Source organism: Nonomuraea cavernae (assembly GCF_014646355.1).
Lineage (GTDB): Bacteria > Actinomycetota > Actinomycetes > Streptosporangiales > Streptosporangiaceae > Nonomuraea > Nonomuraea cavernae.
The window spans coordinates 141212-167478 of sequence record NZ_BMNH01000007.1; the positions used below are offsets into that span (position 1 = coordinate 141212).

Genomic DNA, 26267 nt, shown 5'->3' on the forward strand with positions numbered 1-26267 from the left:
CTACCTGAGCGCTACCTGAGCGCTACTTGAACGCGCGCAGCCGCAGGCTGTTGGTGACCACGAAGACGCTGGAGAACGCCATCGCGGCCCCGGCGATCATCGGGTTGAGCAGACCCGCGGCGGCCAGCGGCAGGGCGGCCACGTTGTAGGCGAAGGCCCAGAACAGGTTGCCCTTGATGATGGCCAGCGTGCGCCGCGACAGGCGCAGCGCGTCGGCGGCCACCCGCAGGTCGCCCCGGACCAGCGTGAGGTCGGACGCCTCGATGGCGACGTCGGTGCCGGTGCCCATGGCCAGGCCCAGGTCGGCCTGGGCGAGCGCGGCGGCGTCGTTGACCCCGTCGCCGACCATGGCCACGACCCGGCCCTCGCCCTGCAGCCGCTTGACCACCTCGACCTTGTCGGCGGGCAGCACCTCGGCGATCACCTCGTCGATGCCCACCTCCGCCGCGACCGTGCGGGCGACGGCCTCGTTGTCGCCGGTGAGCAGCACCGGGGTGAGCCCGAGCCCGCGCAGCCGTTCGATCGCCTCCTTGCTGGTCGGCTTGACCGCGTCGGCGACGACCAGCACGGCGCGCGCCCGGCCGTCCCAGCCGACGGCGACCGCCGTACGGCCGGCCGTCTGCTCCTCCTCGACCGCCCGCGCCAGCTCGGCGGGAAGGTGCTGGGACCACTCACTGAGCAGCTGGGGCCGGCCGACGAGCACCGCGTGCCCGTCGACGACGCCCTGGACGCCGAGCCCCTCGACGTTGGCGAAGTCCTCGACCTTCGCGTCGGACCGGGCGGCGCGGGCGACGGCCTGGGCGATGGGGTGCTCGGAGGCGTGCTCCAGCGCGCCGGCCAGCCGCAGCACCTCCTCACGCTGCTCCCCCTCGGCCAGGTGCACGCCGGTCAGCGTCATCCGGCCCTCGGTGACCGTGCCGGTCTTGTCCAGGACGATCGTGTCCACCTCGCGGGTCGACTCCAGCACCTCGGGACCCTTGATCAGGATGCCGAGCTGGGCGCCCCTGCCGGTGCCGACGAGCAGCGCGGTCGGGGTGGCCAGGCCGAGGGCGCACGGGCAGGCGATGATCAGCACGGCCACCGCCGCGGTGAACGCCGCGCCCGCGCCGCCGCCGGTGCCGAGCCAGAAGCCCAGGGTGGCGACCGACAGGGCGATCACGATCGGCACGAAGACGCCGGAGATCCGGTCGGCCAGCCGCTGCACCTGGGCCTTGCCGGTCTGGGCCTCCTCCACCAGCCTGGCCATCTGGGCCAGCTGGGTGTCGGAGCCCACCCGGGTCGCCCGGACCACGAGCCTGCCGCCGGCGTTGACGGTCGCGCCGGTGACCGGATCGCCCTCGCGCACCTCCACCGGGACCGACTCGCCGGTCAGCATGGAGGCGTCGACCGCCGAGTTGCCCTCCTCCACCACGCCGTCGGTGGCGATCTTCTCTCCTGGCCGGACCACGAACCGGTCGCCCACCTTGAGCTGGTCGGCGGGGACCCGGCGGCCGTCGGCCAGCGCGACGTCCTTGGCGCCCAGCTCCAGCAGCGCCCGCAGCGCCGCGCCCGCCCGGCGCTTGGAGCGCGCCTCGAAGTAGCGGCCGGCCAGGATGAACGCGGTCACCCCCGCCGCGGCCTCCAGGTAGATGTTGCCCGCGCCGCTGGTGCGCTGGATGGTCAGCTCGAACGGGTGGGTCATGCCGGGCATGCCGGCCGTGCCGAGGAACAACGCCCACAGCGACCAGCCCAGCGCCGCCAGGGTGCCCATCGAGATCAGCGTGTCCATCGTCGCCGCGCCGTGGCGCAGGTTGGTCCAGGCCGCCTTGTGGAACGGCCAGCCCGCGTAGACCACGACCGGAGCGGCGAGCGTGAGCGACAACCACTGCCAGTAGGTGAACTGCAGCGGCGGGATCATCGCCATCGCGATCACCGGCACGCTCAGCACGATCGCGGTGATCAGCCGCTGGCGCAGCGAGCGCAGCCCGTCGTCGGGCTCCTCCTCGGCGTCCGGCTCGGCGGGCGGGGCGGGCAGCGCGGCGGTGTAGCCGGCCTTCTCCACCTCGGCGATCAGGTCGCGCGGCTCGACGCTGCCGGGGAAGGTGACCTTGGCCTTCTCGGTCGCGTAGTTGACCGTCGCGGTGACGCCGTCGAGCTTGTTGAGCTTGCGCTCGATGCGGCTGGCGCAGGAGGCGCACGTCATCCCACCGATCGAGAGCTCGACCGCCTGGTGTGATGTGTCATCGGTGAGGTGAGACGTGTGCTGGGACATCATCTCTCCTTTCTCGTGTCGCGTCCGCGTCAGTGACCGTGGCCGTCGTCAGCGTGGTCATCGTCACCGTGGTCGTCGTCACCGGGCGTGGCCGCCGGTGTCGCGGCCGGTGTCGCGGCCGGCCGCGCGGGGCCCGCGCTGGCGGTGAAGTCGGCGGTTCGTACGACGCCGTCGTGCTTGAAGTCCAGGAACAGCCGGTAGTCGCCGCCGCTCGGCACCTCGGCGTCGAAGGCGATCCGGGAACCGGCCGTGCCGGCTTCGTCGGGATGAACGTGCAGGTAGGCCAGGTCGCCCGCGCGCAACGCCACCAGATGGCCGTAGGCGCCGAGGTAGGGCTGCAGGTCGGTCACCGGCTTGCCGTCCTTGCTCACCGTGAGCGTGAGCCTGCCGGCCTGGCCGGGCACCAGGTCACCGTCGAGGGTCACAGTGTAGTCGCCGACCTCGGCCGTGCGGTTGACCGGCTCCAGCTCCTGGGGCTGGTAGTCGCCCGCGACGAACACGTCGGTGCCCAGGGTCAGGCCGCTCCCGCCCGTGGGGGCGAAGTCGGCGAAGGCGCGGAAGGGCCCGGCGGCCGGGAAGGTCATCTTGACCGACCAGACGCCGTCGGGGCTCATCTCGGGGTGCAGGTGCGCGAAGCTGCCCAGATCTCGAGAGACCACGATGAAGTGCATCTTCTTGTCGTGGGCCACGTCGTAGCCGGTGACCGGGCGTCCGTCAGGGCCCGTCACGACGAACCTGAACTCGGTGCGCTCGCCGGGCTTGATCCCGGTGGTGAGCGGGGTCAGCGTGTAGCCGCCCTGCGACACCTGAAGCCCCCCGGGGGTATTGTCCTCCGGCTGCTCAGGGGACGCGTGCCCGGTGTCGTGGCCCTGCTCGGCGGCAGGGGAGGCTGTGTCGTGGCCCTGCTGGGCGGTGTCGTGCGGGGCCGGGGCCGCCGGGGCCGCCGTCTCACCCACCGCCGCGCCCACCCCCAGGGCTCCGCCGAAGACGACGGCGAGCCCCAGGGCGTAGGCGCCGAGCTTGGCCGCGGTGTTCACGACCGCGACACCAGCGTGTAGCCGGCCTCCTCGACGGCGGCGCTGATCTTCGCCTGCTCGACCGGGCCGTCGCTGCCGACCGTCAGCAGCCCGCCGTCGAGCTCGACCTCGACCGAGGTGACACCTTCGACCTGGCCGACCTCCTCCTTGACCGAGCTCACGCAGTGGCCGCAGGTCATGCCTTCGACGACATAGGTGCTGGTGCTCATCCTCGTCAACCCCTCATCAGTGTGCTCTCCGAACAACAGGTTCCTTCATACCATACCCCCCCACCCTATATCGAAGGCAAATGGGATGCTCGGTCCGGGCATGCGTTCGGCCTCAGTCGACGAGTTCGGACAGGGGCCGGCGAACGGCGTCCTTGTCGTCGAACGTGATGCCGAACCGGGCGATCATCTGCGGGAACTCACCCGAGCAGAGCTCGGCCCTGAGGAACTCGCGCAGGTGGAACATCTCCAGCGCCTGCGTGTGGAAGGCGGCGCTGACCCCGTGCGCCGAGGCCCGCAGCAGCACCCGCTGCAACGCCTGACCGGCGGCGATCCAGTCCTCGCGGCTGTCGCCCGACGTGGTCAGCAAGGCGACCACCCCGGTCGAGGCCGACTTGCTCTGGTCGGCCTCGCTGCCCCACTCGTGCCGCCAGGCGTAGTCACGCTGCGCGAACCTCGGCTCCGTCGGCGCCGCCTCGCGCGGGTAGCCCCCGGCCGGCACGCCGTCACCGCGGCCGCTGCCCGGCGGGCGCGCCCAGCGGATCACCTCCAGGCTGAAGCGCCGGTCCTGCGCCTGCACTTCCTGCGCGGCCCGGGTGAGCGCGGCGACCACCTCGACCGCCCCGGGCGCGACGACCGGCGTCACCCTGACCCCCTCGCTCCTGGCCTCGCCGACCAGCGCCTCGACCAGCCGCTCCGGAACGGGCAGGTCGGTGAACCCCGCCCGGTGGGTGCGCCGCCGCTCGAACTCGCCGCCGAGCAGCCGCGTGTGCTCGTCGGGCTCCATCGGGGCCCCGACTCCCACGGTCGCCACCAGCGACGGGCGGTCGGGGTCCGGCAGCACCCGCGTGATGGGCTCGAAACCCGCGCACCGCAGGGCCGTACGGATGTTGAACAGGGCGGCGCCGCAGCCGATCAGCAGCTCCCGCCCGGAGCTGTCCTCCACGCGCAGCTTGCGGTCGACGTCGGCGCGCAGGCTGACGACCTCGCCGGACACGGAGAAGGACCAGGGTTGCGTGTTGTGCACGGACGGCGCCCAGCGACCGGCCTCCAGCGCCGCCCGGATCGCGTCCTCCCGCTGTTCTGGCGTTCGAGTGGTCATGGCGCTACCTCCAACCGGTGTCCAGTCCAGCTCATCACGGCCGGAGGGACACGGTGAGGGCCGAAGGTCCCCTCCGGCCAGGGACCGTCGGCCTTCACCCGGCCGGCCTCCCTCAGAACGCTCCCGTCAGACGGCGACGGAAGATCCAGTACGTCCAGCCCTGGTAGATCAGCACCAGGGGCGTGAAGATGGCCGCGACCCAGGTCATCACCGTGAGCGTGTACGGGCTGGAGGCGGCGTTGATCACGGTCAGGCTGTTGGCCGGGTCGAGCGCGGGCATCACGTTCGGCCACAGGCTGGTGAACAGGGTGGCCGTGACCGCGACGATGGCGACGGCGCTGGCGGTGAACGCCCAGCCGTCACGGCCGATCAGGGTGGCGACCAGGGTGCCGGCGAGGCCCGCGACGGCCAGCGCCAGGGCGGCCCAGGAGACGGCCCCGGACCGGACGACGAGCAGGAACGCCAGCCCCACGAGGATGGTGACCGGGGCGAGCAGCCGGGCGGCCCGGACGGCCCGCGCCCGCAGGTCGCCGGTGGTGCGCAGGGCGAGGAAGACGGCGCCGTGCTGGGTGAACAGCAGCAGCGTGGCCACACCGCCGAGCAGGGCGACCGGGTTGAGCAGGGTGAACAGCGTCCCGGTGTACTCGTGGTCGGCGTCGAGCGGCACGCCGCGCACGATGTTGGTGAACGCGACGCCCCACAGCAGGGCGGGGCCGAGCGAGCCCCAGAAGAAGGCCCGGTCCCAGCCCTTGGTGCTGTCGCTCTTGTTGCGATACTCCAGGGCCACGCCGCGCATGATCAACGCCAGCAGGATGAGGAACAGCGGCAGGTAGAAGCCGCTGAACAGGGTGGCGTACCACTCGGGGAAGGCGGCGAAGGTCGCGCCGCCGGCCACCAGCAGCCACACCTCGTTGCCGTCCCACACCGGCCCGATGGACCGGACGATGGTGCGCCGGTCGGCCTCGTCGCGTCCCAGGAAGGGCAGCAGGATGCCGACCCCGAAGTCGAAGCCCTCAAGAACGAAGTAGCCGGTCCACAGCACGGCTATCAGTACGAACCAGACGGTGGTGAGTTCCATGACGTGGAGTCCTTAGTAGCAGAGGGCCTTAGTAGCCGAGGGCCTTAGTAGCTGAGGGCGGGGACGGCGGAGTCGGGCTCCTGCTCCTCCTGCGGCCCGATGCGGATGAACTTGAGCATCAGCCGCACCTCGATGAAGGCGAGCACGGCGTAGACGAGGGTGAAGCCGACGAGCGTGATCGCCACCGAGGTGACGTCCACGCCGGGTGAGACGGCGGCGGCGGTCCGCATCAGGCCGAACACGGTCCACGGCTGGCGGCCCATCTCCGTGAAGATCCAGCCGAGGGTGTTGGCCAGGAACGGCAGGCCGATGCCCACGATGGCCAGCCGGTAGGGCCACCGGCTCGCGGGCAGCCTGCCGCGCCTGGTCAGCCAGAGCCCGACGAGCGCCGCCAGCGCCGAGAGCATGCCGAACCCGATCATCAGCCGGAACGACCAGTAGGCCAGTCCGACGACGGGCCGGTAGTCGCCCGGGCCGTAGAGCGCCTCGTAGCGGGCCTGGATGTCGTTGATGCCCTCGACCTTGCCGTCCAGGGTGTTGGTGGACAGCAGGCTCAGGCCGTACGGGATCTGCAGGTTGACGTGGTTGCGGCCGTTCTCGACGTCGCCGATGGCGAACAGCGAGAAGCCGGCCGAGGTCTCGTCCTCCCACAGGGCCTCGGCGGCGGCCATCTTCATCGGCTGCTGCTCGGTCATGATCTGGGCCTGCCAGTGGCCCGAGAGGCTGACGCCGATCGCGGCGACCAGGCTGACGACCATGGCCATCCGGGCGGAGATGCGGAACATGTCCACGTCACGCTTGCGCAGCAGGAACCAGGCGCTGACGCCCAGCACGAACGCGCCGGCGGCGATGAACGCGCCGAAGATCACGTGCGGGAAGGTGACCAGCGTGGTGGAGTTGGTGAGCACGGCCCAGATGTCGGTCAGCTCGGCCCGGCCGTTGTTGATCCGGTAGCCGACCGGGTGCTGCATCCAGGAGTTCGCCGCCAGGATGAAGTAGGCGGACAGGTTGGTGCCGATCGCGGCGATCCAGATCGTGGCCAGGTGCAACCGGGGCGAGAGGCGATCCCAGCCGAAGATCCACAGTCCGATGAAGGTGGATTCGAGGAAGAAGGCCATCAACCCTTCCATCGCCAGCGGGGCGCCGAACACGTCGCCGACGAAGCGGGAGTAGTCACTCCAGTTCATCCCGAACTGGAACTCCTGCACGATGCCGGTCACCACGCCCATCGCGAAGTTGATCAGGAAGAGCTTGCCGAAGAACTTGGTGAGCCGCAGATACTCCGGCTTCCGCGTACGGTGCCAGGCGGTCTGCAGCCCGGCCACGAGGATCGACAACCCGATGGTCAGGGGTACGAACAGAAAGTGGTAGACGGTCGTGATGCCGAACTGCCACCGCGAAAGGTCCAGAACATCCATGCCAGCAGGGTCGTGCACGCCCGCTGTCCACCCGTAGGGCCGGCAGACCCCATCCCGATGGGACCTTGGTCCTTCCTTTCCGTCCGCCTGAACCCGCTCTGACCTGTGGTGAGGTCCGCACGAGGGCCTTCGCCGTCTCTTCGCCCGCCGTCAGGCAGGGACCTTTGGCACCGACCCGAGGGCCCTCCGGCACTCCCGGCACAATGGGACCTACGCGAGCGTCTGAGTAGGAGGTGTGTCATGTCTACCCCACTCGCCACAGAGCTCGGCGTCCGGCGGTTGCTGGTCGCCGCCGGGCACGCGCCGTCGGTTCTCAACACCCAGCCCTGGCGCTTCGACGTCGTCCGTCACGAGATCGTCGAGCTGTTCGCCGACCCCGACCGGCGGTTGCGGGTCAGCGACCCCCGGGGGCGCTCCCTGCACGTCAGCTGCGGCGCGGCCCTGTTCAACCTGCGGCTCGCGGTGCGGGCCGCCGGGCAGCGGCCGGTGGTCTGGCTGCTGCCCAGCCCGGACGAGGAGCCCGATCTGCTGGCCGCCGTGCGGATGACCGACGCCCGCCCGTCGTCAGGCGAGCAGCGCGAGCTGTACGACCTCATCTGGGAGCGGCGCACCAACCGCGAGCCCTACTACTCGCGCCCGGTGCCGTCGTCGGTCATCGCCGAGCTGCGCATCGCCGCCTCCCGCGAAGGCGCCAACCTGCTGCCCCTCGACCGGCGCGGCGCGGCCGACATCATGGACTACGCCGCGATCGCCGAGGAGGAGCTGTCCGGCGACCACGACTACCAGGCCGAACTGGCCGCGTGGACGATGCCGGGAGCGCGCTACGACGGCGTCCCCGCCTACGTGCACGGCCCGCGCCCCACGGGCGAGCCGGCTCCCGTGCGCGACTTCGGACGGCACACCACGAAGGCCCGGTTCGAGGAGCGTCCCCAGCTCGCCGTGCTCACCACGCCGGGCGACCGGCCGATCGACTGGCTGCGGGCCGGGCAGGCGCTGCAACGGCTGCTGCTGGTCGCGACCAGGTACGGGCTGTCGGCGTCCTTCCTCAACCAGCCGCTCGACCTGCGCGACATGCGTCAGCGCAGGGACCCGCACCACCGGCGCGGACACCCTCAGATGATCATTAGGCTCGGTTACGGCCCCTACGTGGCCCGCAGCCCACGCCGCCCCGCCACCGAACTGGAGAGTTCGCATGTTTGACGGCTACGATGTCCTGCTGCGTGACGGCGGCATCGCCCACGTGCGCCGCCTGACCCCCGACGACCGCCCCGCTCTGCACGAGCTGGTCGACCGCTCGTCGGAGCGCTCGGCCTACCTGCGGTTCTTCACCGGGGGGCGCAACACCGCCCACTCCTACATGGACCGGCTCACCGGCCCCGCCTATCGGGGCCGCGCGATGGTGGCCACCATGCGGGACCGGCTGGTCGCCGTCGCCGAGTACATCCCGATCGACGACCACTCCGCCGACCTGGGGATCCTGCTGGACGACGCGGTGCACGGCGTCGGGCTGGGCACGCTGCTGCTGGAGCATGTCGCGCTCGACGCCGCCGCCAACGGCGTCCACGAGCTGATCGCCGACGTGCTGGCCGAGAACCAGACGATGATCCGGGTGCTGCGGAACCTCGGCCTGGACGTGCGGCGCCGGTTCGACGGCGGCTCGATGCACATCAGCATCGACGCGCTGCCGACGCCGGAGTTGCAGGCGGGCATCGAGGCCCGCGACCACGAGGCCGAGCGCGCCTCGCTGGCCCGTGTCCTGGCCCCCAGGTCGGTCGCCGTGATCGGGGCCGGCCGCGACCCACGGAGCGTCGGCCACCGGGTGCTGCGCAACCTCATCGACGGCGGCTTCGCCGGCGACCTCTATCCGATCAACCCCAACGCCGAAACGCTGGAGGGACTGACCTGCCTGCCGAACGTGGGCGCGATCACCACGGGCGTGGACCTGGCGGTCGTGGCGGTGCCCGCCACGCACGTGCTGAAGGTGGCCCGCGAGTGCGCCGAGGCCGGGGTGTCCGGGCTGGTCGTGCTGACCTCCGGGTTCGCCGAGGCCGGGTTGCGCAACGTGGAGACCGACCTGCTGCGGATCTGCCGCACCGCCGGGATGCGCCTGGTCGGCCCCAACTGCCTGGGCGTCGTGAGCACCCCCGCCCGGCTCAACGCCAGCTTCCTGCCGCACGCCCCGGTCCCGGGCCGCGTCGCGCTCATGTCGCAGTCGGGCGCCGTCGGCGCCGCGCTGCTGGAGCGGCTGAACGTCTCGTCGTTCGTGTCCGTCGGCAACAAGGCCGACGTGAGCGGCAACGACCTGCTGGAGTACTGGGAGGACGACGACGACACCGACGTGATCGCGCTCTACCTGGAGTCGTTCGGCAACCCGCGCAAGTTCGCCCGCATCGCCCGGCGCGTCTCGGCCAAGAAGCCGATCCTGCTGGTCAAGAGCGGCCGGTCGGGCGCCGGTGACCGGGCGGTCCGCTCGCACACCGCGGCCGCCGCCAGCCCCGACGTCGCCGTGGACGCGCTCGTCCGCGCCTCGGGGGTGCTGCGGCTCGACAGCGTGCACGACCTCATCGACACCGCCCGCCTGCTCGCCACGCAGCCGCTCCCCCAGGGCCGCCGCGTCGCGATCGTCGGCAACTCGGGCGGCCCCGAGGCGATGGCCGCCGACGCCTGCGAGCTGCACGGGCTCGTCGTCCCCGAGCTGCCCGCCGGGCTGATCGAGGCCGGCGAGTCGGCCGCCCTGGGCAACCCGGTCGACCTGACCGCCGACGCGCCGGCCGGCCAGATCGGCGCGGCGATCGAGACCCTGGGCAAGTTTCCCGACATCGACGCCATCCTGGTCGTCTACACGCCGCCGTTCGGCTCCGGGCTGGAGGAGACCCGCCGGGCCATCGCCGCCGCCACCGAGCACACCGACAAGACCGTGGTGGCCTGCATCGTGGGCCATGACGGGCTGATCGACGACCGCATCCCCAGCTACGCCTTCCCCGAGCAGGCCGTCGAGACGCTGGCCAACGCGGTCCACTACGCCGAGTGGCGGGCCCGCCCGGCCGAGGAGCCGGAGCCCCGGCCGCGGGTCGACGAGCGCGCGGGACGGGAGATCGTACGAGCCGAGCTGGAGGCGGCCCCCACCGGCGGCTGGCTGTCCCCGGCCGACACCACCGCCCTGCTCGGCCACTACGGGCTGAACCTGGTGCCCACCGTGGACGTGGACGGCCCCGAGGCCGCCGCCGAGGCGGCCGCCAAGGTCGGGCTGCCCGTCGTGCTGAAGGCGACGGGCCCGGTGCACAAGAGCGACGTGGGCGGCGTACGGCTCGACCTGGGGAGCGTGGCGGAGGTACGGCAGGCGTACACGGACATGGCCGCGCGGATCGGCCCCGAGATGACCGGCGGCATCGTGCAGCCCATGCTGCCCAAGGGCGTCGAGATCATCATCGGCGGGGTCAACTACCCGTCGTTCGGGCCGCTGGTCATGGTCGGGATGGGCGGCGTGACGGCCGAGTTGCTGGCCGACCAGTCCTTCCGGGTGCCGCCGCTCAGCCGCGCCACGGCCGTCGAGATGATCGACGAGCTGCGCTGCGCGCCCCTCCTGCACGGCTACCGGGGCACGCAGCCGGTGGACGTCGAGGCCCTGGCCGAGCAGCTGGTCCGCATCGGCCGGCTGCTGGAGGATCTGCCCGAGGTGACCGAGCTCGACCTGAACCCGGTGATCGTCACTCCCGGCGGCGCCACGACGGTGGACGCCCGGATCCGGGTCGCGCCGTCCCTGCCGCAGCCGTCGCCGCTGCTGCGCCGCCTGCGCTGACCAGCCGTCCGCACTGACCGGCCGTCCACCGACCGGTCGTCCGAACTGACCAAGGGCCGGGCGGATCGGGACTTCCGCCCCTACGGGCGGGCCGCTCCGCGAGGTGTGATGGGAGTACCCCAAGGAGGTAGTCATGAGGATGACCGTCAAGGACGTGATGACGACCGAAGTCGCCTCGGTGAGAGGCGACACCCCCTTCAAGGACATCGCCGAGACGCTCATCTCGGGCGGCATCAGCGCCGTGCCCGTGGTGGACGACGATCGCCACGTCATCGGCATGGTGTCGGAGGCCGACCTGCTCCGCAAGGAGGAGTTCAGGGAGCAGTTCTACCGCGAGGGCTACCAGCCGCCGCTGCGCGCCCGGTTGCGCCACCCGAAGGGCAGGCAGAAGGCCGCGGGCGACACCGCCGCCGAGCTGATGAGCTCGCCCGCGATCAGCGTCTCCCCGGAGGCGTCGGCGGTCTCGGCCGCCCGCCTGATGGACTCCCGCGACGTCAAGCGGCTGGCCGTCGTCGACCCCGACAACAGGCTGGTCGGCATCGTCAGCCGCCGCGACCTGGTCAAGTTGTTCCTGCGCGCCGACGAGGACATCGCCGCCGAGGTACGGGACGACATCCTGGAGCGGGCCCTGTGGGTCGACACCTCCCACGTCACCGTCGAGGTCCACCAGGGCGTGGTGACGCTGGGCGGCTGGATGGACCGCCGCAGCGAGGCGGGCATCGCGGCCCGGATGACCCAGCGCGTCAACGGCGTGGTCGACGTGATCGACAACCTGACCTGGAAGCAGGACGACTCGAAGTGGGAGGGCAGCTAGTCATGCTCGTCCGCGAGGTCATGAGCAGTCCGGTCGTCACGGTCCTGCGCACCGACCCGGTGCGCAGGGCCGTCCGGCTGCTGCACCGGCACGACATCACCGCGGCCCCCGTGGTCGACGCCGAGGGACGGCTGGCCGGCGTGGTCAGTGAGCTCGACCTGCTGCGCGGCGAGTTCGAGCCCGACCCCCGCGCCTCGGCGCGTCCCGTCGAGACGCCCGCCGAGCCCCCGCCCCGCCACGTGGCCGAGGTCATGACCGGTGAGGTGGTCACCGTGACCGAGACGACGGACGTCACCGTCGCCATCGACCTCATGGTCGGCAAGCGGATCAAGAGCCTGCCGGTCCTCAGGGGCGACGAGATCGTCGGGATGGTCAGCCGCCGCGACCTGATGGCGATGCTGGCCCGACCCGACGAGGAGCTGTGCCAGGCCGTGCGCGAGGCGCTCAGCGAGCAGTACCCCTTCGGCCCGAGCTGGGACGTCTCCGTCCACGACGGCGTGGCCGAGCTGAGCGGGCCACCCCACCCGCACGCCGACCGCATCGCCGACGTGCTCGCCCGCACCGTGCCCGGCATCGTCCGGGTCAGGCATCTGAGGTGAGTCCCGTCGGGCGCGACGGCGTGGCCAGCGTGGCGGCCGCGATCACGGCCTGGCCGTAGCTGACTCCGCCGTCGCCGACCGGCACCCGCTCGCCGATGTACGGCTCGAAGCCGGCCAGGGTCAGCCGGGCGAGCACGTCGGCGGCCAGCAGCCGGTTCTGGAACACCTCCCCCGACAGGCAGACCGTGGTGACGTCGTGCTCGGCGGCGGCCCGCTCGCACATCAGCACCGTGACGGCCGCGATCGTGGCGTGGAAGGCGGCGGCGATCCGCCCGGCCGGCTCACCGTCGGCCCTGGCCTCCAGCAGGTCGCGCAGCGTGGCCACGGCGTCGTACACCCACAGCCCGTCACGCCGCGCCAGCCGCCAGGCCAGCGGCTCCACGCGGGGACAGCCGGTGGCGGCCTGTTCCAGCCGCTCCGCCGCGTCCCCTGCGTGGCCGGCGGCCGGGCAGAGGCCGAGCAGCGCGGCGGCCGCGTCGAACAGGCTGCCCGCGCCGGAGGTGACCGGGCCGCCACGGGCGATCACCTGGCGAATGCCGTCCACCGGGGGGAATCCGGGGAGATCGGCGGCGAGCCCCATGGGGATGGGCTGGTCGGTGGTCTCGCCGCCGACGAGGTAGCCGAGTGCCATGCGGGCGGGCCTGCGGACGGCCGCGGCCCCGCCGGGCATCGGAGCGTAGGAGAAGCGGCCGAGCCGCTGATAGCCGGTGTAGGTGGCCAGCAGCAGTTCGCCGCCCCAGAAGGTGCCGTCGTCGCCCAGGCCGAGCCCGTCGTAGGCGACCCCGAGGAAGGGGGCCGGCAGTCCGTGCTCGGCGGCCACCGCCGCGACGTGCGCGTGGTGGTGCTGCACGGCCACGCGGCTCGGCCAGCGGCTCGCCATCCGTGAGGCGAGGCAGCCGGAGTCCAGGTCGTGCGCGGCGTACGCGGGTTCGACGCCGTGCAGTGAGCGCAGCCGGTCGAGCTCCACCTCGTACGCCTCCAGGGCGCGGGCGTCGGTGAGGTCGCCGAGGTGCGGGCCGAGGACGGCCCGCTCACCGCATGCCAGGGTGAACGTGCCGGCCCGCTCCGCGCCCAGGGCGAGCAGTGGCCGCCGGGCGGCGACGGGCAGCGGCAACTGCGCGTCCGCCAGGCCGCGAGCCCGGCGGATCACGGTCGAACGCGACCCGAGCGAGCGCACCACCGAGTCGTCGCGGCGGCTCACCAGCGGCCGGTCGTGCGTGAGGACCCCGTCCACGCCCAGCTCAACGGCCTCTTCCGTGCCGGAGGGCGGGTCCGCCGTGACCACCACGAGGGGGCGGCGGAGGCCGTCCAGCAGCAGGTGGTGCAGCGGTGTGCCGGGCAGGACCAGCCCGACGCCGGCGGTCCCGGCGCAGACGGCGGCGGACAGCACGGCGTGACGCGCGCGCGGGACCAGCACGATCGGGGCCGCGGGGTCGCGCAGCAGGCGACGGTCGGCGTCGGCCAGGTGGCCCAGGGCGCCGGCGCTGGTCACGTCGCGCACCATGACGGGCAGCGGCTCCGTCGCGCGTCCGGTGACCTCGCGGAACCGGGCCACGGCCGCGTCGTCGATCGCGTCGCAGACGAGCTGGAAGCCGCCGGGGCCCTTGACCGCGATCACCCCGCCGCCCGCGACGATCTCGACCGCGGTCCGGAGTGCCTGATCTCCGGTGACGCTGAGGAAACGCAGCCGGGGGCCGCACGACGGGCAGGCGGTCGACTCGGCGCGGAAACGCCGCCCGCCCGGGTCGTCGTACTCGGCGGCGCAGGTCGCGCACATCGGGAAGTGGCGCATGACCGTGTGCTCCCGCGCGTACGGCAGGCTCTCGGCGATGGCCGCGCGCGGACCGCACGACGCGCAGTCGATGAACGCGTAGCGGTACCTGCGGTTGGCCGGGTCGAACAGCTCGCGCAGGCAGTCGTCGCAGGTCGCCCGGTCGGCTGGGGGCTCCTGGCGCGGGTACGGCACCTGCCGCTCTCCCGCCCCGGTCACCAGGAGCCGGACGTACGGCCGGACCCGCGCGGGAGCGTGCTCCTCGACAGCCATGCGACGGGCCTAGAGCACCGGCGGGACGACGAGGAGGTCTTCCCTCTCGTAGGTCAGCTCGTTGACCACGTCCACCACGCCCTCGACGCGGCGGATCGCCTCGATCAGCGTGACGACCTGGGAGTTCCAGCTGACCCGGCCGCCGATGGTCACCACGCCCCTGTCGATGTCGATCGTGAACGCGTCACGCTGAGGAAGCAGGGACCGGATGTCCGCCTCCAGCTCGGTCGCCGGACGGAGGAAGACCCGCAGCACGTCGCGCTGGTGCAGGGTGCCGATGATGCGCCCGGTGACGGGATCGATCACGGGGAGCTGCTTGACGCGCTTGTCGTACATCAGCCGGGCCGCGTCGCGGACCGGGGTCCCAGGAGTGATGGTGATCGCCGGGGAGGTCATGAGCTGGGTCGCCGTGACGCCCGCGGCCTTCTGGTGCTCCTGCTTCTGCCTGCGCGACTCGAACATGGAGACGCTGTGCCGTACGGGATCGGCCTCCTTGAGCAGCAGGTCGTCCTCGGAGACCACCCCCACCGGCCGCCGGTCGGCGTCGATCACGGTGACCGCGCCCACCGCGTAACGCTTCATCGCCGACACGATGTCGGCGAACGAGGCGTCCTGGAGCACGGCGATGGCCACGCGACCCATGACGTCCTTGACTTGGATTGCCATCGTGCTCACCTCCTCTTCATCCCTCACGATGCCGTGGGCCGGACGGTCTCGGCACTGGCGAACGTCCCACGTCCGTGGGCCCAAGGTCCCGCCCCGGCGCTCATCGGTAGAGGGCGTCGTCGATCGAGAAGCGGAGGAACTCGCCCTCGGCCCACCGCTCCGTGCCCGGCCACCAGCCGACCCGCAGCGACTCGGGCAGGGTGAACCCGTCAAAGGTGACCTCACCCTCGCACCGCGCCCCGAACGGGTGGTGGCGGTAGCTCTCCTGGTCAGGGTTGCCCCAACGCCGCAGGGTGACCGCCACCAGCCTGCCGCTGGGGGCGATGTCGAGCGTCACCTCGTGCTCCTCGTCCCCCACCGGCACGCAGGCGATCACCCGGCGGTCGTCGACCGGTTTCCAGCGGATCCGCGGATCGAGCGCCGAGGCGGGCGCCAGGACGAACTCGCTGGCCAGTCGCCCGGCCGCGCTCCGGTCGATGTCCTCGCCGGTGCCCGACATGACCGGGATCGTGTTCAGCAGCCGCCAGCGCATCTCCCCGGCGCCGAACAGGTAGCGGTCGAACCCCTCGATGTTCAGCAGTCCCACGTACGCGGTGGCCGTCCAGACGAAGCCCACCATCGGCAGCAGCGCCTGCGTGGCGTGGAAGGTGCGCCAGCCGCCCAGCCGGATCGTGCCGTGCGTCTCCAGCACGACGGCTCCCAGCAGCGGGGTGCCGGGCGCGATGGCGTGCAGCAGCCAGCGCCGCGCGGGTTCCGGCAGCAGGGCGGCCCGCACGGGGTCGAACGGCTCGGGATCCTCGGTCGCCGCCTGCAGCAGCTGCCAGTCGCGGCGGGCCTCATCGGTCAGGTACGGCGGAGCGACGACGGCGGTCATGACGGCCTCCAAGGCGCTCGGATCACGGCCACCGGGCAGTGCACCCGGTGGATCACGCCGTGCGTGACCGAGCCGAGCACGGCGGAGGCGAACCCGCCCAGCCCGTGCGGCCCGATCACGATCAGGTCGGCGGTCCGGGAGGCGGCGGCCAGGATGGGCACCGGGTGCCCCTCGACGATCGACTCGACGATCTCGACCCCCGGGTACTTCTCTCGCCATGGCACCAGCCGCTGCCGGATCTCGGTCTTCATGTCGGCGAACGCCCCGGCGAGCAGCGGCCCGTAGCCGGCGCCCTGCGGACCGAGCGACGGGTAGCGCTCGGCGTAGACCACGAGCACCCGGGCGCCGATGGCGGCGGCCTGCTTGAGGGCGTACTCGAGGGCGGCGTCCGCGTCGTCGGACCCGTCGTAGGCGGCCACGACCTCGCCGTTCCCGGCGTGCGCGGGGGCTCGCACGATGACGAGCGGACTGTGGGCGTGCCCGGCCAGGTGCAGCCCCACGGAGCCCAGCACGAGCCCGGCGAACCCGCCGAGGCCCCTGTTGCCGACCACCAGGGTGTCGGCGGTCTCCGACTCGGTCAGCAGGCGTTCCGTCACCGCGCCGGTGAGGTGAGCGGTGGTCACGTTGAGGCCGGGGGCCCGGGTACGCGCGTGGGCCTCACTGGCGGCCAGCAGCCGGGCCTCCTGTTCGGACCGGGTGTGCTCCTCGTGGGCCTTGGTGAAGGGGCGCTCGCTCTTCCAGGGCTCGCGCACGTGCACGATCCGCAGGGGCCGGGCGCGCCGTGCCGCGTCGTCGATCGCCCAGTCGAGCGCGGCCTTCGCCGACTCCGAACCGTCGACCCCGACCACGATGGGCCTGCTCATCGCCGTTCGCCTCCTGTCACGAGGACCGCGGGCGGTTTGACGCCCTCGCTCGGCCACGTTTCAGTGCCCGGCGGTCATCCGCCGATCGTCGATGCGGACAAAATGCCCAAATTGCTGGAAACTGAACATAGAAGGCCGATTTCGGGTGGCCGTAGGAGCGGAAATTCCGCCCCTACGGGGATTTCCGTGTCTCACTTCAGCGCGGAGGCGAACGAGCGGACAGTGCCATTGGTCCTCACCGGCGGTGACGTTCGCCGCTACCCGCGAAGCGCGCCGCCGGGCGACGATGGGACCGTCCAGCTCTCTGGGAGGTGAGCACATCATGATCGGTGGCCGCATGATCATGGAATCGCCGGTGTTCGACACCGAGCTGGCGGCGCTGAAGAGGCGGGTGAGCGACCTGGAGGAGCAGGTCCGCACGCTGACCGCCGCCAACCTCGCCCTCGTCCGGGCGATGGAGAACATCCGGACCCTGATGAACGTCCGAGCCCCGGAGCACGTCGGGGGCCTGAAGAACGTCGGGGGCCTGGAGAACGTCGAAGCCCTGAAGAACGTCGAAGCCCTGAAGAACGTCGAGGTCCCTGAGCACGTCGGGGACCTGGAGCACGCACGGGCCGATCTCGCGCCCATGATCTGAAGGCGCCGAGCCTTCACCGGCCCACCGCGGAACCAGTGACCCGACTGACCCAAGGGGGAGCCATGCAGGTCAAACAGTGGACAGTGCAGATCTACATCAGTGAGGACGACGGCGACCAGCGGACCCTGGCCCGCGCGGTGCTGTCGGCGCAGGGCACCAGGTGGCACGAGAGCGTCGGCGTCGCCAGGCGCAACCCCGGCGACCGCCCGGTGCCCGAGATCGGCGACGAGCTCGCCGCCGGACGCGCCCTGATGGACCTGGCCGACAAGCTCATCATCGACGCCGCCGAGGACGTGGCCCAGATCGGCGGCCCGGCCGAGTCCCGCTGATCATGCCTGGGGCAGGCGGGCTCAACCGGTCACGATGCGCCGTCCCGTCACGTGGGACGGCGTGATCCGGAGATAGCGCCGGCGATCGCCGCTCGCCCACGGCTCCACCTCGGCCGACGCCGCGGCCAACTCGTCGTCGGTGACGTGGTGCAACGAGCCCCGGACGAGCACGCTCCAGCCGGTGCGCGTGAACTCGTCGAGCCGGTCCACCTCGAACGCCACCTGGTACTCCACCCCTTGGAGCCCGGTTCGCAGGTCCTCGTCGGTCGCGCCGCCCGCGACCGTGCGGATGACGATCGCCCCGTCGTGCACCCGGTAGTTGACCGGAAGCACCGTCGAACCGAAGCGGCCGTAGTAGCCGATCCGGCCGATGCCGCCCGGCGAGATCAGCCGCAGGCACTCCTCCCGGTCGAGCTTCACCAGCTCCGGCCTGGACGGCTTCGCGCCCCGCTCCTCGGCCAGCGTCTCCAGCGCCCGCGCCAGCTTGGCGGCCAGCTCGGGCTCCTCCAGGCACTCGACGTGCGCGACCGGGACGCCCGCCCGCTCGGCCAGCGCCTCTCGGGTCAGGCCCAGCGCCACTCGCCGCTCCGCGAGCCCAGGCACGAGCCCTCCGGCGGTGAATCCGTTGTCCGACATCTGGCACTCCATCTCCGCGGCACGACGACAACTCCCGTGACCACGTTAGTAGCCGATTCCGGCCGGCCGCCCCCACCCCCGCCCATGCCGGGCGGGATGCGGCCCCGTCAGGAAACCACCGCTGGACATCCGAAGCGGGCAGGATCGGCCTGCCCGCTTCGGCGGCCTACCTGGGCCGGCCGTCGACGCGGTCCGCCAGCGCCCGTTCGATGGCGGCCAGCCGCTCGGCGACGGACCGGCTGTGCAGCAGATCCGCCAGTTGGTCGGCTTCGCCGCCGTCCAGGTCGATCGTCTTCGCCGGGCGGTCGGGGTCGGCGGCGTCGGGGGCGGCGTCGTAGACGAGCAGGGTGCGCCGTCCGTCGTGGTGATGGACGACGGACAGCACATGCCCTTCCTGGGTGTGGACATGATGGACGACTCCGATGCCGGGGGCGGTGGAGTGGGTGATGTCCATATGGGTCAACCTCCTATCGATGTCGTGGCCGGGGTGCGGACTCACATGAAGTAGCGCAGGTAGACGTAGACCCAGGCCATCACCGAGCTGAGAATCGTGACGAGGATTCCGTACTTGGTGAACTGCCAGAACGAGATGCGGTGACCGGCCCGCGCGGCGATGCCGATGGCCACCACGTTGGCGCTGGCGGCGACCGCGGTGCCGTTGCCGCCGAAGTCGGCGCCCAGGGCGAAGGACCACCACAGCGCCTGCCCGGTGACCGGGTCGGGAGCCTGGGCCACCAGTCCCTCGACGATCGGCGCCATCGTGGCGGCGTACGGGATGTTGTCGAAGAAGGCGCCCAGCACGGCCGAGCCGAACAGCAGCGAGGTGGCGGCGCCGAAGAAGTTGTCGCCGACCGCGTTCACCGCCCAGTCGCCCACGGTGGAGATGACCCCGGTGTGCACCAGCCCGGCGACCATGACGAACAGGCCCACGAAGAACACCAGCGTCGGCCACTCGACCTCGCTCAGGCTCTCCGAGACCTCGACACGCGACACGAGGATCATCACTCCGGCGCCGACCAGGGCGACGATCGACGGCTCGACGTGCACCACGGAGTGCAGTCCGAACCCGACGATGACCAGGGCCAGCACGACCATGCAGCGCACGAGCAGGGCCGGGTCGGTGATGGCGCGCTTCTCCTGCAGCGCCATCACCTCGGCCACGCGGTCCGGGTTGTAGCGGAACGACTTGCGGAACAGCACCCTCGTCAGCAACACGAACGCCACGAAGACCACGACGACGATCGGGGTCATGTGGATGAGGAAGTCATTGAACGTCAGTCCGGCCCGGCTGCCGATGATGATGTTGGGCGGGTCGCCGATCAGGGTGGCCGCGCCGCCGATGTTCGACGCGAGGACCTCGGCGATCAGGTACGGCTGCGCCGGCACGTCGAGTCGTTCACAGACGACGATCGTCACCGGCGCGACCAGCATGATCGTGGTGACGTTGTCCAGGAACGGCGAGGCGACCGCAGTGATGATCATCAGCATCACCATCAGCCGGTACGGCCGTCCCTTGGACTTCTTCGCGGCCCAGATCGCCAGATAGTCGAAGACACCCGTCTGTTTGATGATCCCGACGATGATCATCATGCCGAGCAGCAGGAAGATGACGTTCCAGTCGATGCCCTCGTGCTCCGAGTAGAACACGTCCGCCCCGGGTGCCAGCCCGAGGACGAGCATGGCCCCGGCGGCGATGAGCACCACTTTGACCTTGTTAACTTTTTCGGTGGCGATGAAGAAGAACGCCACCGCGAAAATGGCCAGCGAGATGATCGCGCTCATCGGCCACGCCCCGGCGGGCCGGTACGCACCCCGGCGAGAACAGGCATCGCGAAACGAGCGCGGGAACGGGGCAGTTCTCGGATCAAGGCATGCCGCAAGGGCACCGCCAGGCGATATTCACACACAGTCAGACCTCCGTACGTTGGGCGTCTCAATCCGGGCTGAAACCTCAACCGGCCCGGGCGGTTCATACACAGGCCTCGGATGGGCACGCCGACGCAGCCGCGCGGCGGCCGATCACGTAGGGAAAGTTCTCGGGGGGGGCGCTCAGTCGTCGAGGTCCGGCATGGCCAGGCTGGTCAGCAGCCGGCCCAGGGTGATCGCTCCGGCGAGCTCCCCGGTCCGGTCCACCACCGCGACCAGAGGGCTGCGCAGGCGGGCCATCAGGGCCGCGACCTCCAGCAGCGTCGCCTCCAGCTTCACCGTGACCGGGGCGACCTGCTGGCGCGGCAGACAGTCGCCCACGGTGAGCCCGCCCAGCGCCTGCCAGAACAGGTCGGCGTGGGCCTCGTCGATGGTCCTGGCCAGCGCCGGGTCCTCCTGGAACGCGCCGGGCACCGCCATGCGCAGCACCTGGGTGCCGGGCAGCACCATCCGGGGCCGGGACTTGTCGTCGACGACGATCAGCCCGGGCAGACCGCCCATCGCCATCACCCGCACCGCTTTGGCGACCGGGTCGTGCACAGTCACCGTCGGGAGTTGTACGGCGATATCGCGTGCCTGCATGACACCTTCTTTCGAGGCTTGATCGGGTTCGGGTCGGGACTGTGCCGTCTCATGCCTGGTCATCTCGCCCCCCGGCCGGACGGCACGAGCCGCACCGGTAGTTCTCGGCCCAGCGGATCAGGTCGCTCCTGACCGGGATCTCGACGCGGGAGAGCTCGACCAGACCGACCTCGATGCCCCACTCGGCGGTCCGGCGGCTGATCCTCGCGGCCAGTTCACGCGTGTCTCCGCCGTCCGGTGCGGACAGCTCCGCCAGGTCCCGCTGGGCGACGTACCGGCGGATCTCGCTCTCGGCCACGGCGCTGGTGGCGGCGGTGGAGGTGTCCTCGGCCACCGCGTAGGCGATGGGGTCGGCCACGGACGCCAGGGCGACCCCGCTGACCGTGACCCTCACCTCGTCCCTGGTGGTGGCCTCCACCCACAGCAGGTCCACGTGCATGGGCCGCATCGGGATCGGCACGGCGCGGGCGACGCCCGTCGGCACCACGACGACCCCGGGGCCCTTGATCCCCGCGAAGCGGCCGAGCCGGAAGACGGCGAGCCGCTCGCCGGCGGGGACGACGCGGACCCAGGAGACGGCCAGGACGGCGAGCAGCAGAACGAGCACGATGACCCAGGTGATCGGGTCGCCGGCGATGGCGTACGCGTGCGCCGAGAGCGGCGTCCACGCGCCGCTGCGAGGCACGGCCATTGACGTCTCCCTCCCGCGGTCCTGGCTGTGTGTGCCTCCAGTCTGGTCAAACCGGGAGGATCCCACCATTGGGCCTGACACCCATCTAGGCGGGGGTGCACCATGTAAAAACGCCAGGTGAGAGGGTTCGACGGTGACGTGCGTCACCGAATCGGGCCGCGCGGGAGATCATCGGTCACCGCGACGGCCGGGGGCCGTGTGCCCGGCCGGGGCGAGCCTCGCGCCCCGGCCGCTGTCAGATATCCCAAGAGCGTACGTCCCCGCGAGCGTCCGCGGCCCCGAACGCATCCGAAATCTCCAAATATCGCGCGTTACCGCCCTTCAGACCGCCACGTCGGCCCGGACCGCCGAGCTGGATGACCCGGTCGCGTTCCGCGTCGGACGCGCGCAGCGCGGGTGAGCGGGGCAGGTCTGCCGACATTCCGCTCTCCTCCTTGGCGAGGGGGTGGCACCGAGCCACCGAAACTGCTGACTGATCGGTCTGCGGAGACGGCTATCTAGGAGATCTTGCGGCGGTAGCTGTTCATGGCGAAGACATAGGCGACGATGAGGATGCCGACGCACCAGGCCAGGGCGATCCAGATGTCGGTGCCGACCGGCTGCTGGGTGAACAGGTCGCGGAGGGCGTTGACGATGGAGGTCACCGGCTGGTGTTCGGCGAAGGCGCGCACCGGGCCGGGCATGGTCGCGGTGGGCACGAAGGCCGAGCTGAGGAAGGGCAGGAAGATGAGCGGGTAGGAGAACGCGCTCGCGCCTTCCACGGTCTTGGCCGACAGGCCGGGGATGACGGCCAGCCACGTCAGCGCCAGGGTGAACAGGATGAGGATGCCGGCCACCGCGAGCCACGGCGCCACTCCCGCCGACGAGCGAAAGCCCATCAGCAGGGCGACGAGCAGCACGACGACGAGTGAGATCAGATTGGCCACCAGCGAGGTCAGCACGTGCGCCCACAGCACGGACGAGCGGGCGATCGGCATGGACTGGAAACGCTCGAAGATGCCGCTCTTCATGTCCATGAACAGCCGGAAGGCGGTGTAGGCGATGCCCGAGGCGACCGTGATGAGCAGGATGCCGGGCAGCAGATAGTTCACATACGACTCCGAGCCGGTGTCGATCGCGCCGCCGAACACGTAGACGAACATCAGCATCATGGCGATCGGCATGAGCGTGGTGGTGATGATGGTGTCCGCGCTGCGCGTGATGTGACGCAGGGATCGTCCCAGCAGGGCGGCGGTGTCGCCGAGGAAATGCTTGGTCATCGTGGTTTCCTTACGCGTCCGTGCCGACGTTGCGGTCCTGGCCGTGCCTGCCGGTCTTACCGGTCTTGCCGGTCTTGCCGGTCTTGCCGGTCTTGCCGTTGTCACCGACGAGGGTGAGGAAGACGTCCTCAAGCGTCGGCTGCTTCTCGACGTATTCGACCTTGGCGGGCGGCAGCAGCTGCTTGAGCTCGGCCAGGGTGCCGTTGACGATGATCCGGCCCTCGTGCAGGATCGCGATCCGGTCGGCGAGTTGCTCGGCCTCGTCCAGATACTGCGTGGTGAGCAGCACCGTCGTCCCCCGGCCGGCGAGCTCCTTGACGGCCTGCCACACCTCCAGCCGCGCCTGCGGGTCCAGCCCGGTCGTCGGCTCGTCGAGGAAGATGACCGGCGGATCACCGATGAGGCTCATCGCGATGTCCAGGCGGCGGCGCATGCCCCCCGAGTACGTCGACACCCTGCGCGCGCCCGCGTCCGTCAGCGAGAACCGCTCCAGCAGGCCGTCGGCGATCGCCCCCGGATCCTTCAGGTGCCGTAACCGGGCGACCAGCACCAGGTTCTCCCGCCCGCTGAGGATCTCGTCGACCGCCGCGAACTGCCCGGTCAGACTGATCGACTCCCGCACGTCCGCGGCCCGCGTGACCACATCGAAACCGTTGACGCCGGCCGTCCCCGCGTCGGCCTTGAGCAGCGTGGACAGGATTTTCACCACCGTGGTCTTGCCCGACCCGTTCGAACCGAGCAGCGCGAAAATGCTGCCCCGGGCCACGGCGAAGTCCACACCCCGCAGCACCCGCAACTCCTTGTACGACTTCTCCAGGCCCTGCACATGGATCGCAGGCCCTCGGGCCTCATTGACTGTCATCCAGACATCCGTTCTCTGTTTCGTCACGGCTTGTCGCCCGCGACGGGATTGGTGGCGCGATTGATGGCGTCGCAGGCACCGCTCCAGCGCATCGATCGCCGTGCGACGGGACGATGGAAGCCGCTGGAAGCCGCTGGAAGCCGCTGCGTGCGCGCCTTGTGTTCGCCGATAGCGCCGTTTGTCCCCCAAGCGGCCCGCTGACCATCTCCAGGCGCTACCGGTAGCGCCGATTCGGCTCGCTCGGTCCTGCCGCCATGGCTGCTTACTCGCCGGTGGCCTTGCCGATTTCGGGGGGTATTCGGCGGAGTTCTTGATCGCCTCACAGGCGCCGATCGCGCGGAAGCGGACCTCGCCGCCGGTGCGGAGGTCGACCGGGCCGCACTGATGGGCGGCTAAAGTTCAGGGTGGTAGTTCAATCGTGCTCTGCTGTGGCGGGCGCGGCCTCGGGAGGGTGTTCCAGCACTCTCCCGGGGGCCCGTCCAACCGGACGGCGCCTACTCGCAGAAGATACGCACTTGGGCATCGGGCTGGTCGACCTCCATGGTCAGATCGTCGAGGTGCTCCACGAGCGCCTCGAGGTGTTCGGGCTTGAGCTGCGTGAGATCGAACGGCACGCCCGACTTGTCCAGTTTGGCGTTGGCCGCGGCCAGTGCCTGCGGCGGGATCAGGGCCGCCAACTGCACGCCGGCCCGCAGCAGTTGCAGCGGCACCCGCACGTCGATCCGCCCCTGCTCGCCGTTCTCAACGGTGTGCACCATCAACCGCAGATACTTCGCCTTGCCCTTCGGCCGGGCGCCGGGACTCGACGCCGCCGGCGGGTGGTCCCGTTCGAGCGCGGTGATGAGCCGCTCAGCCTCCTCTGCGGTGATCTTGCCTTCGGCCAGCATGCCGAGGATGTCCCTGCGCTGTTCGTTCATCGCACCTCTCCTATCGGATGGCTACGAGCACAGCCGTACGGCTGTATTCGATGTCGAGTCGGGTGCCGGGCAACGCGCAGACGATGCGCCATCCGGTGTCGAGTGCCCGCACCACACTGATGCGGTAGACGTGGCAGGCCACGGCTGCCGCCAGTAGGGCCAGGACCACGACCGGCAAGAACACGAGCACTACCGGGAGCACTGGGACCCAGACCCGGATGGGGCTACGGTCCGGGCGTTTGACCCCTACGGTCACCAACTGCGGCATCACGTGCGCCCCTCCAGTTCGGACAGTGCCTGCTGTGCGGTGATCTCGCCGCGGCGCAACCGATCGACGATCTCGGCCGACGGCGGCGCCGGATCGACCTCGACGAAGTCGAGCAGCTGCATGATCCGGTTCAGTCGCGATTTGATCGTCGGGTAGCTCACCCCGAAGATCCGTTCCATCTGCTTGATGGAGCCGTGGCACCGTACGAACGCCGTGACGAAGATCTGATCCTCGACACTGAGCTGAGCCAGTTGCGGCAGCTCGAACTCACCCTCGATCGCGACACCGTTGCCCGCCAGGCGCACCCGCTCGACGACGAACGGCTGACCCCGGGTCAGGTTGGTGAGCTCCTGCCAGTCCATCGCCTGTTCTGCCATATCTAAAGTTATATCGAGAGCATCTTTAATTTTCAAGATGTAAATCTTAATTTTCTTGAGGTCATACTTCTCTTCGGGGTCCGGACGCGGGCGCCCCTTGCCTCTTTGTTAAGTAGCTGCTTATAGTACTGACTAGTTCCGGAACTTGGAGGTTCGCATGGACACGCTCAGCACGGTCTTCGCGGCCCTCGCCGACCCGACGCGGCGCGCGATCCTCGCCCGCCTCCTCGACGGCGACGCGTCGGTCACGGAGCTCGCCGAACCGTTCGCCATGACGCCGCGGGCCGTGTCCAAGCACATCGCCGTCCTGGAGTCCGCGGGTCTGGTCACCCGGGCCCGCGACGCGCAGCGACGGCCCAGCCGGATCCGCGTGGAGCCCCTCGTCGACGTCGACGCGTGGCTCGACTCCTACCGGCAGGTCTGGCAGGACCGCTTCGACCGGCTCGACGAGCGGCTCACCCGGCCGCGCGAGGACGACTCCCCCACCAGTTCCCCCACCAGCGAAAGCCTTGCGAGCGACTCCCTGGTGAGCGACTCCCCCACCAGCGAAAGGAGAGCCTGATGGCGTCCACTCACGCCGAAGGCCACACAGCCCGTCCCATCTCGATCGTCCGGCTCTTCGACGCTCCGCGCGAGCTGGTCTTCCGCACCTGGACCCAGGCCGAGGACGTCGCCGCCTGGTTCGCGCCGGACGGCTTCACCGTCACCGACTGCGCGGTGGACGCCCGCCCCGGCGGGCGATGGCACGTACGGTTCCGGTCCGCCTCCGGCGAGGGGCACCGCGAGTACGGCGAGTTCCGCGAGGTCGTACGGCCGGAGCGGCTGGTCTTCACCCTCACCCAGCAGGGCGACGACGGGCACACCGGCCCCGAGACCCTGGTGACCGTCGCCTTCGCCGAGCACGGCTCAAAGACGGAGATGACCTTCGAGCAGACCGGCTTCGACTCGGCGGCCACGCGCGACGGCAACACCGAGGGCTGGCGGGAGTGCTTCGACAACCTCGACCACCACCTGACCACCACCTGAACGACC

Annotated in this window: 28 protein-coding genes; 8 read left to right on the forward strand and 20 right to left on the reverse strand. The window is 70.8% G+C overall.

Annotated elements, in window-relative coordinates; genetic code table 11:
* Window positions 1-22: 22 nt before the first annotated feature.
* The 6 genes from IEY82_RS14770 to IEY82_RS14795 all read right to left on the reverse strand — a co-directional run bounded on the left by IEY82_RS14770 (window position 23) and on the right by IEY82_RS14795 (window position 7092).
* Window positions 23-2254 (reverse strand): heavy metal translocating P-type ATPase, encoded by a 2232-nt coding sequence (locus IEY82_RS14770; RefSeq protein ID WP_225262742.1) that lies wholly within the window; start codon window positions 2252-2254, stop codon window positions 23-25.
* Between the two features lie 26 nt (window positions 2255-2280).
* The gene (locus tag IEY82_RS14775) at window positions 2281-3288 is read right to left on the reverse strand and encodes a DUF8832 domain-containing protein (protein WP_189124676.1); all 1008 of its coding nucleotides are present in this window, start codon (window positions 3286-3288) and stop codon (window positions 2281-2283) included.
* A complete protein-coding gene (locus IEY82_RS14780; RefSeq protein WP_189124677.1) occupies window positions 3285-3497 on the reverse strand; it encodes a heavy-metal-associated domain-containing protein in 213 nt (70 codons plus the stop codon). Before IEY82_RS14780 ends, IEY82_RS14775 begins: the two co-directional genes overlap by 4 nt.
* A 112-nt stretch (window positions 3498-3609) precedes the next feature.
* Window positions 3610-4596 (reverse strand): Acg family FMN-binding oxidoreductase, encoded by a 987-nt coding sequence (locus tag IEY82_RS14785; RefSeq protein ID WP_189124678.1) that lies wholly within the window; start codon window positions 4594-4596, stop codon window positions 3610-3612.
* 112 nt (window positions 4597-4708) lie between these two features.
* Window positions 4709-5674: a cytochrome d ubiquinol oxidase subunit II gene (gene cydB, locus IEY82_RS14790; protein ID WP_189124679.1), complete on the reverse strand. Its 966-nt coding sequence runs from the start codon at window positions 5672-5674 to the stop codon at window positions 4709-4711.
* 44 nt (window positions 5675-5718) lie between these two features.
* Window positions 5719-7092 (reverse strand): cytochrome ubiquinol oxidase subunit I, encoded by a 1374-nt coding sequence (locus IEY82_RS14795; RefSeq protein ID WP_189124680.1) that lies wholly within the window; start codon window positions 7090-7092, stop codon window positions 5719-5721.
* A 108-nt stretch (window positions 7093-7200) separates the two neighbouring features.
* Here IEY82_RS14795 and IEY82_RS14800 point away from each other — a divergent pair, with 108 nt between their 5' ends.
* The 4 genes from IEY82_RS14800 (at window position 7201) to IEY82_RS14815 (ending at window position 12304) form a co-directional block, all read left to right on the forward strand.
* A complete protein-coding gene (locus IEY82_RS14800; protein ID WP_373291463.1) occupies window positions 7201-8292 on the forward strand; it encodes an Acg family FMN-binding oxidoreductase in 1092 nt (363 codons plus the stop codon).
* Window positions 8285-10891 (forward strand): bifunctional acetate--CoA ligase family protein/GNAT family N-acetyltransferase, encoded by a 2607-nt coding sequence (locus tag IEY82_RS14805; protein WP_189124682.1) that lies wholly within the window; start codon window positions 8285-8287, stop codon window positions 10889-10891. The genes IEY82_RS14800 and IEY82_RS14805 overlap by 8 nt, the downstream gene beginning before the upstream one ends.
* Before the next feature lie 133 nt (window positions 10892-11024).
* The gene (locus IEY82_RS14810) at window positions 11025-11705 is read left to right on the forward strand and encodes a CBS domain-containing protein (protein WP_189124683.1); all 681 of its coding nucleotides are present in this window, start codon (window positions 11025-11027) and stop codon (window positions 11703-11705) included.
* Between the two features lie 2 nt (window positions 11706-11707).
* Window positions 11708-12304, forward strand: coding sequence for a CBS domain-containing protein (locus tag IEY82_RS14815; protein ID WP_189124684.1), 597 nt, complete (start codon window positions 11708-11710; stop codon window positions 12302-12304).
* Here IEY82_RS14815 and hypF read toward each other — a convergent pair.
* From hypF to IEY82_RS14835, 4 genes are all read right to left on the reverse strand, one after another.
* On the reverse strand, window positions 12288-14348 hold the full coding sequence (hypF, locus tag IEY82_RS14820) for a carbamoyltransferase HypF (protein ID WP_189124685.1): 2061 nt from the start codon (window positions 14346-14348) through the stop codon (window positions 12288-12290). The two genes, IEY82_RS14815 and hypF, sit on opposite strands and share 17 nt — an antisense overlap.
* Window positions 14349-14357: 9 nt before the next feature.
* Window positions 14358-15014 (reverse strand): CBS domain-containing protein, encoded by a 657-nt coding sequence (locus IEY82_RS14825; RefSeq protein WP_189124686.1) that lies wholly within the window; start codon window positions 15012-15014, stop codon window positions 14358-14360.
* A 100-nt stretch (window positions 15015-15114) separates the two neighbouring features.
* On the reverse strand, window positions 15115-15888 hold the full coding sequence (locus tag IEY82_RS14830) for a DUF6544 family protein (protein WP_189124687.1): 774 nt from the start codon (window positions 15886-15888) through the stop codon (window positions 15115-15117).
* A complete protein-coding gene (locus IEY82_RS14835; protein WP_189124688.1) occupies window positions 15885-16751 on the reverse strand; it encodes a universal stress protein in 867 nt (288 codons plus the stop codon). The genes IEY82_RS14830 and IEY82_RS14835 overlap by 4 nt, the downstream gene beginning before the upstream one ends.
* Window positions 16752-17088: 337 nt before the next feature.
* Between IEY82_RS14835 and IEY82_RS14840 the strand changes: the two genes are divergently transcribed.
* Together IEY82_RS14840 and IEY82_RS14845 are read left to right on the forward strand one after the other, a co-directional pair.
* Complete coding sequence (locus IEY82_RS14840; protein WP_189124689.1) at window positions 17089-17388, forward strand: hypothetical protein; 300 nt, start codon at window positions 17089-17091, stop codon at window positions 17386-17388.
* A 62-nt stretch (window positions 17389-17450) separates the two neighbouring features.
* The gene (locus IEY82_RS14845; protein WP_189124690.1) at window positions 17451-17717 is read left to right on the forward strand and encodes a DUF1876 domain-containing protein; all 267 of its coding nucleotides are present in this window, start codon (window positions 17451-17453) and stop codon (window positions 17715-17717) included.
* A gap of 21 nt (window positions 17718-17738) precedes the next feature.
* Here IEY82_RS14845 and IEY82_RS14850 read toward each other — a convergent pair whose 3' ends face one another.
* The 10 genes from IEY82_RS14850 to IEY82_RS14895 form a co-directional block, all read right to left on the reverse strand.
* Window positions 17739-18353: a pyridoxamine 5'-phosphate oxidase family protein gene (locus IEY82_RS14850; RefSeq protein ID WP_189124691.1), complete on the reverse strand. Its 615-nt coding sequence runs from the start codon at window positions 18351-18353 to the stop codon at window positions 17739-17741.
* Window positions 18354-18519: 166 nt separating this feature from the next.
* Entirely contained in the window at window positions 18520-18807 is a 288-nt protein-coding gene (locus IEY82_RS14855) for a cation:proton antiporter regulatory subunit (RefSeq protein WP_189124692.1), read from the reverse strand.
* Window positions 18808-18848: 41 nt separating this feature from the next.
* The gene (locus IEY82_RS14860; protein WP_189124693.1) at window positions 18849-20135 is read right to left on the reverse strand and encodes an ArsB/NhaD family transporter; all 1287 of its coding nucleotides are present in this window, start codon (window positions 20133-20135) and stop codon (window positions 18849-18851) included.
* 267 nt (window positions 20136-20402) lie between these two features.
* Window positions 20403-20861 carry a CBS domain-containing protein gene (locus IEY82_RS14865; RefSeq protein ID WP_189124694.1) on the reverse strand — a complete coding sequence of 153 codons (459 nt, stop codon included), beginning with the start codon at window positions 20859-20861 and terminating at the stop codon, window positions 20403-20405.
* Window positions 20862-20910: 49 nt separating this feature from the next.
* The gene (locus tag IEY82_RS14870) at window positions 20911-21552 is read right to left on the reverse strand and encodes an SPFH domain-containing protein (protein WP_189124695.1); all 642 of its coding nucleotides are present in this window, start codon (window positions 21550-21552) and stop codon (window positions 20911-20913) included.
* Window positions 21553-22049: 497 nt separating this feature from the next.
* On the reverse strand, window positions 22050-22811 hold the full coding sequence (locus IEY82_RS14875; RefSeq protein ID WP_189124696.1) for an ABC transporter permease: 762 nt from the start codon (window positions 22809-22811) through the stop codon (window positions 22050-22052).
* Window positions 22812-22821: 10 nt separating this feature from the next.
* Complete coding sequence (locus IEY82_RS14880) at window positions 22822-23673, reverse strand: ABC transporter ATP-binding protein (protein ID WP_225262740.1); 852 nt, start codon at window positions 23671-23673, stop codon at window positions 22822-22824.
* 494 nt (window positions 23674-24167) lie between these two features.
* Window positions 24168-24590, reverse strand: a complete 423-nt coding sequence (locus IEY82_RS14885; protein ID WP_189124697.1) for an SHOCT-like domain-containing protein — start codon at window positions 24588-24590, stop codon at window positions 24168-24170.
* Between the two features lie 10 nt (window positions 24591-24600).
* The gene (locus IEY82_RS14890; protein ID WP_225262738.1) at window positions 24601-24774 is read right to left on the reverse strand and encodes a hypothetical protein; all 174 of its coding nucleotides are present in this window, start codon (window positions 24772-24774) and stop codon (window positions 24601-24603) included.
* An 83-nt stretch (window positions 24775-24857) separates the two neighbouring features.
* Window positions 24858-25271, reverse strand: coding sequence for a DUF2089 domain-containing protein (locus tag IEY82_RS14895; protein ID WP_225262736.1), 414 nt, complete (start codon window positions 25269-25271; stop codon window positions 24858-24860).
* 121 nt (window positions 25272-25392) lie between these two features.
* Between IEY82_RS14895 and IEY82_RS14900 the strand changes: the two genes are divergently transcribed.
* Together IEY82_RS14900 and IEY82_RS14905 are read left to right on the forward strand one after the other, a co-directional pair.
* Window positions 25393-25797 (forward strand): ArsR/SmtB family transcription factor, encoded by a 405-nt coding sequence (locus IEY82_RS14900; RefSeq protein ID WP_189124699.1) that lies wholly within the window; start codon window positions 25393-25395, stop codon window positions 25795-25797.
* Window positions 25797-26261, forward strand: coding sequence for an SRPBCC family protein (locus IEY82_RS14905; RefSeq protein ID WP_189124700.1), 465 nt, complete (start codon window positions 25797-25799; stop codon window positions 26259-26261). Before IEY82_RS14900 ends, IEY82_RS14905 begins: the two co-directional genes overlap by 1 nt.
* Window positions 26262-26267 lie beyond the last annotated feature (6 nt).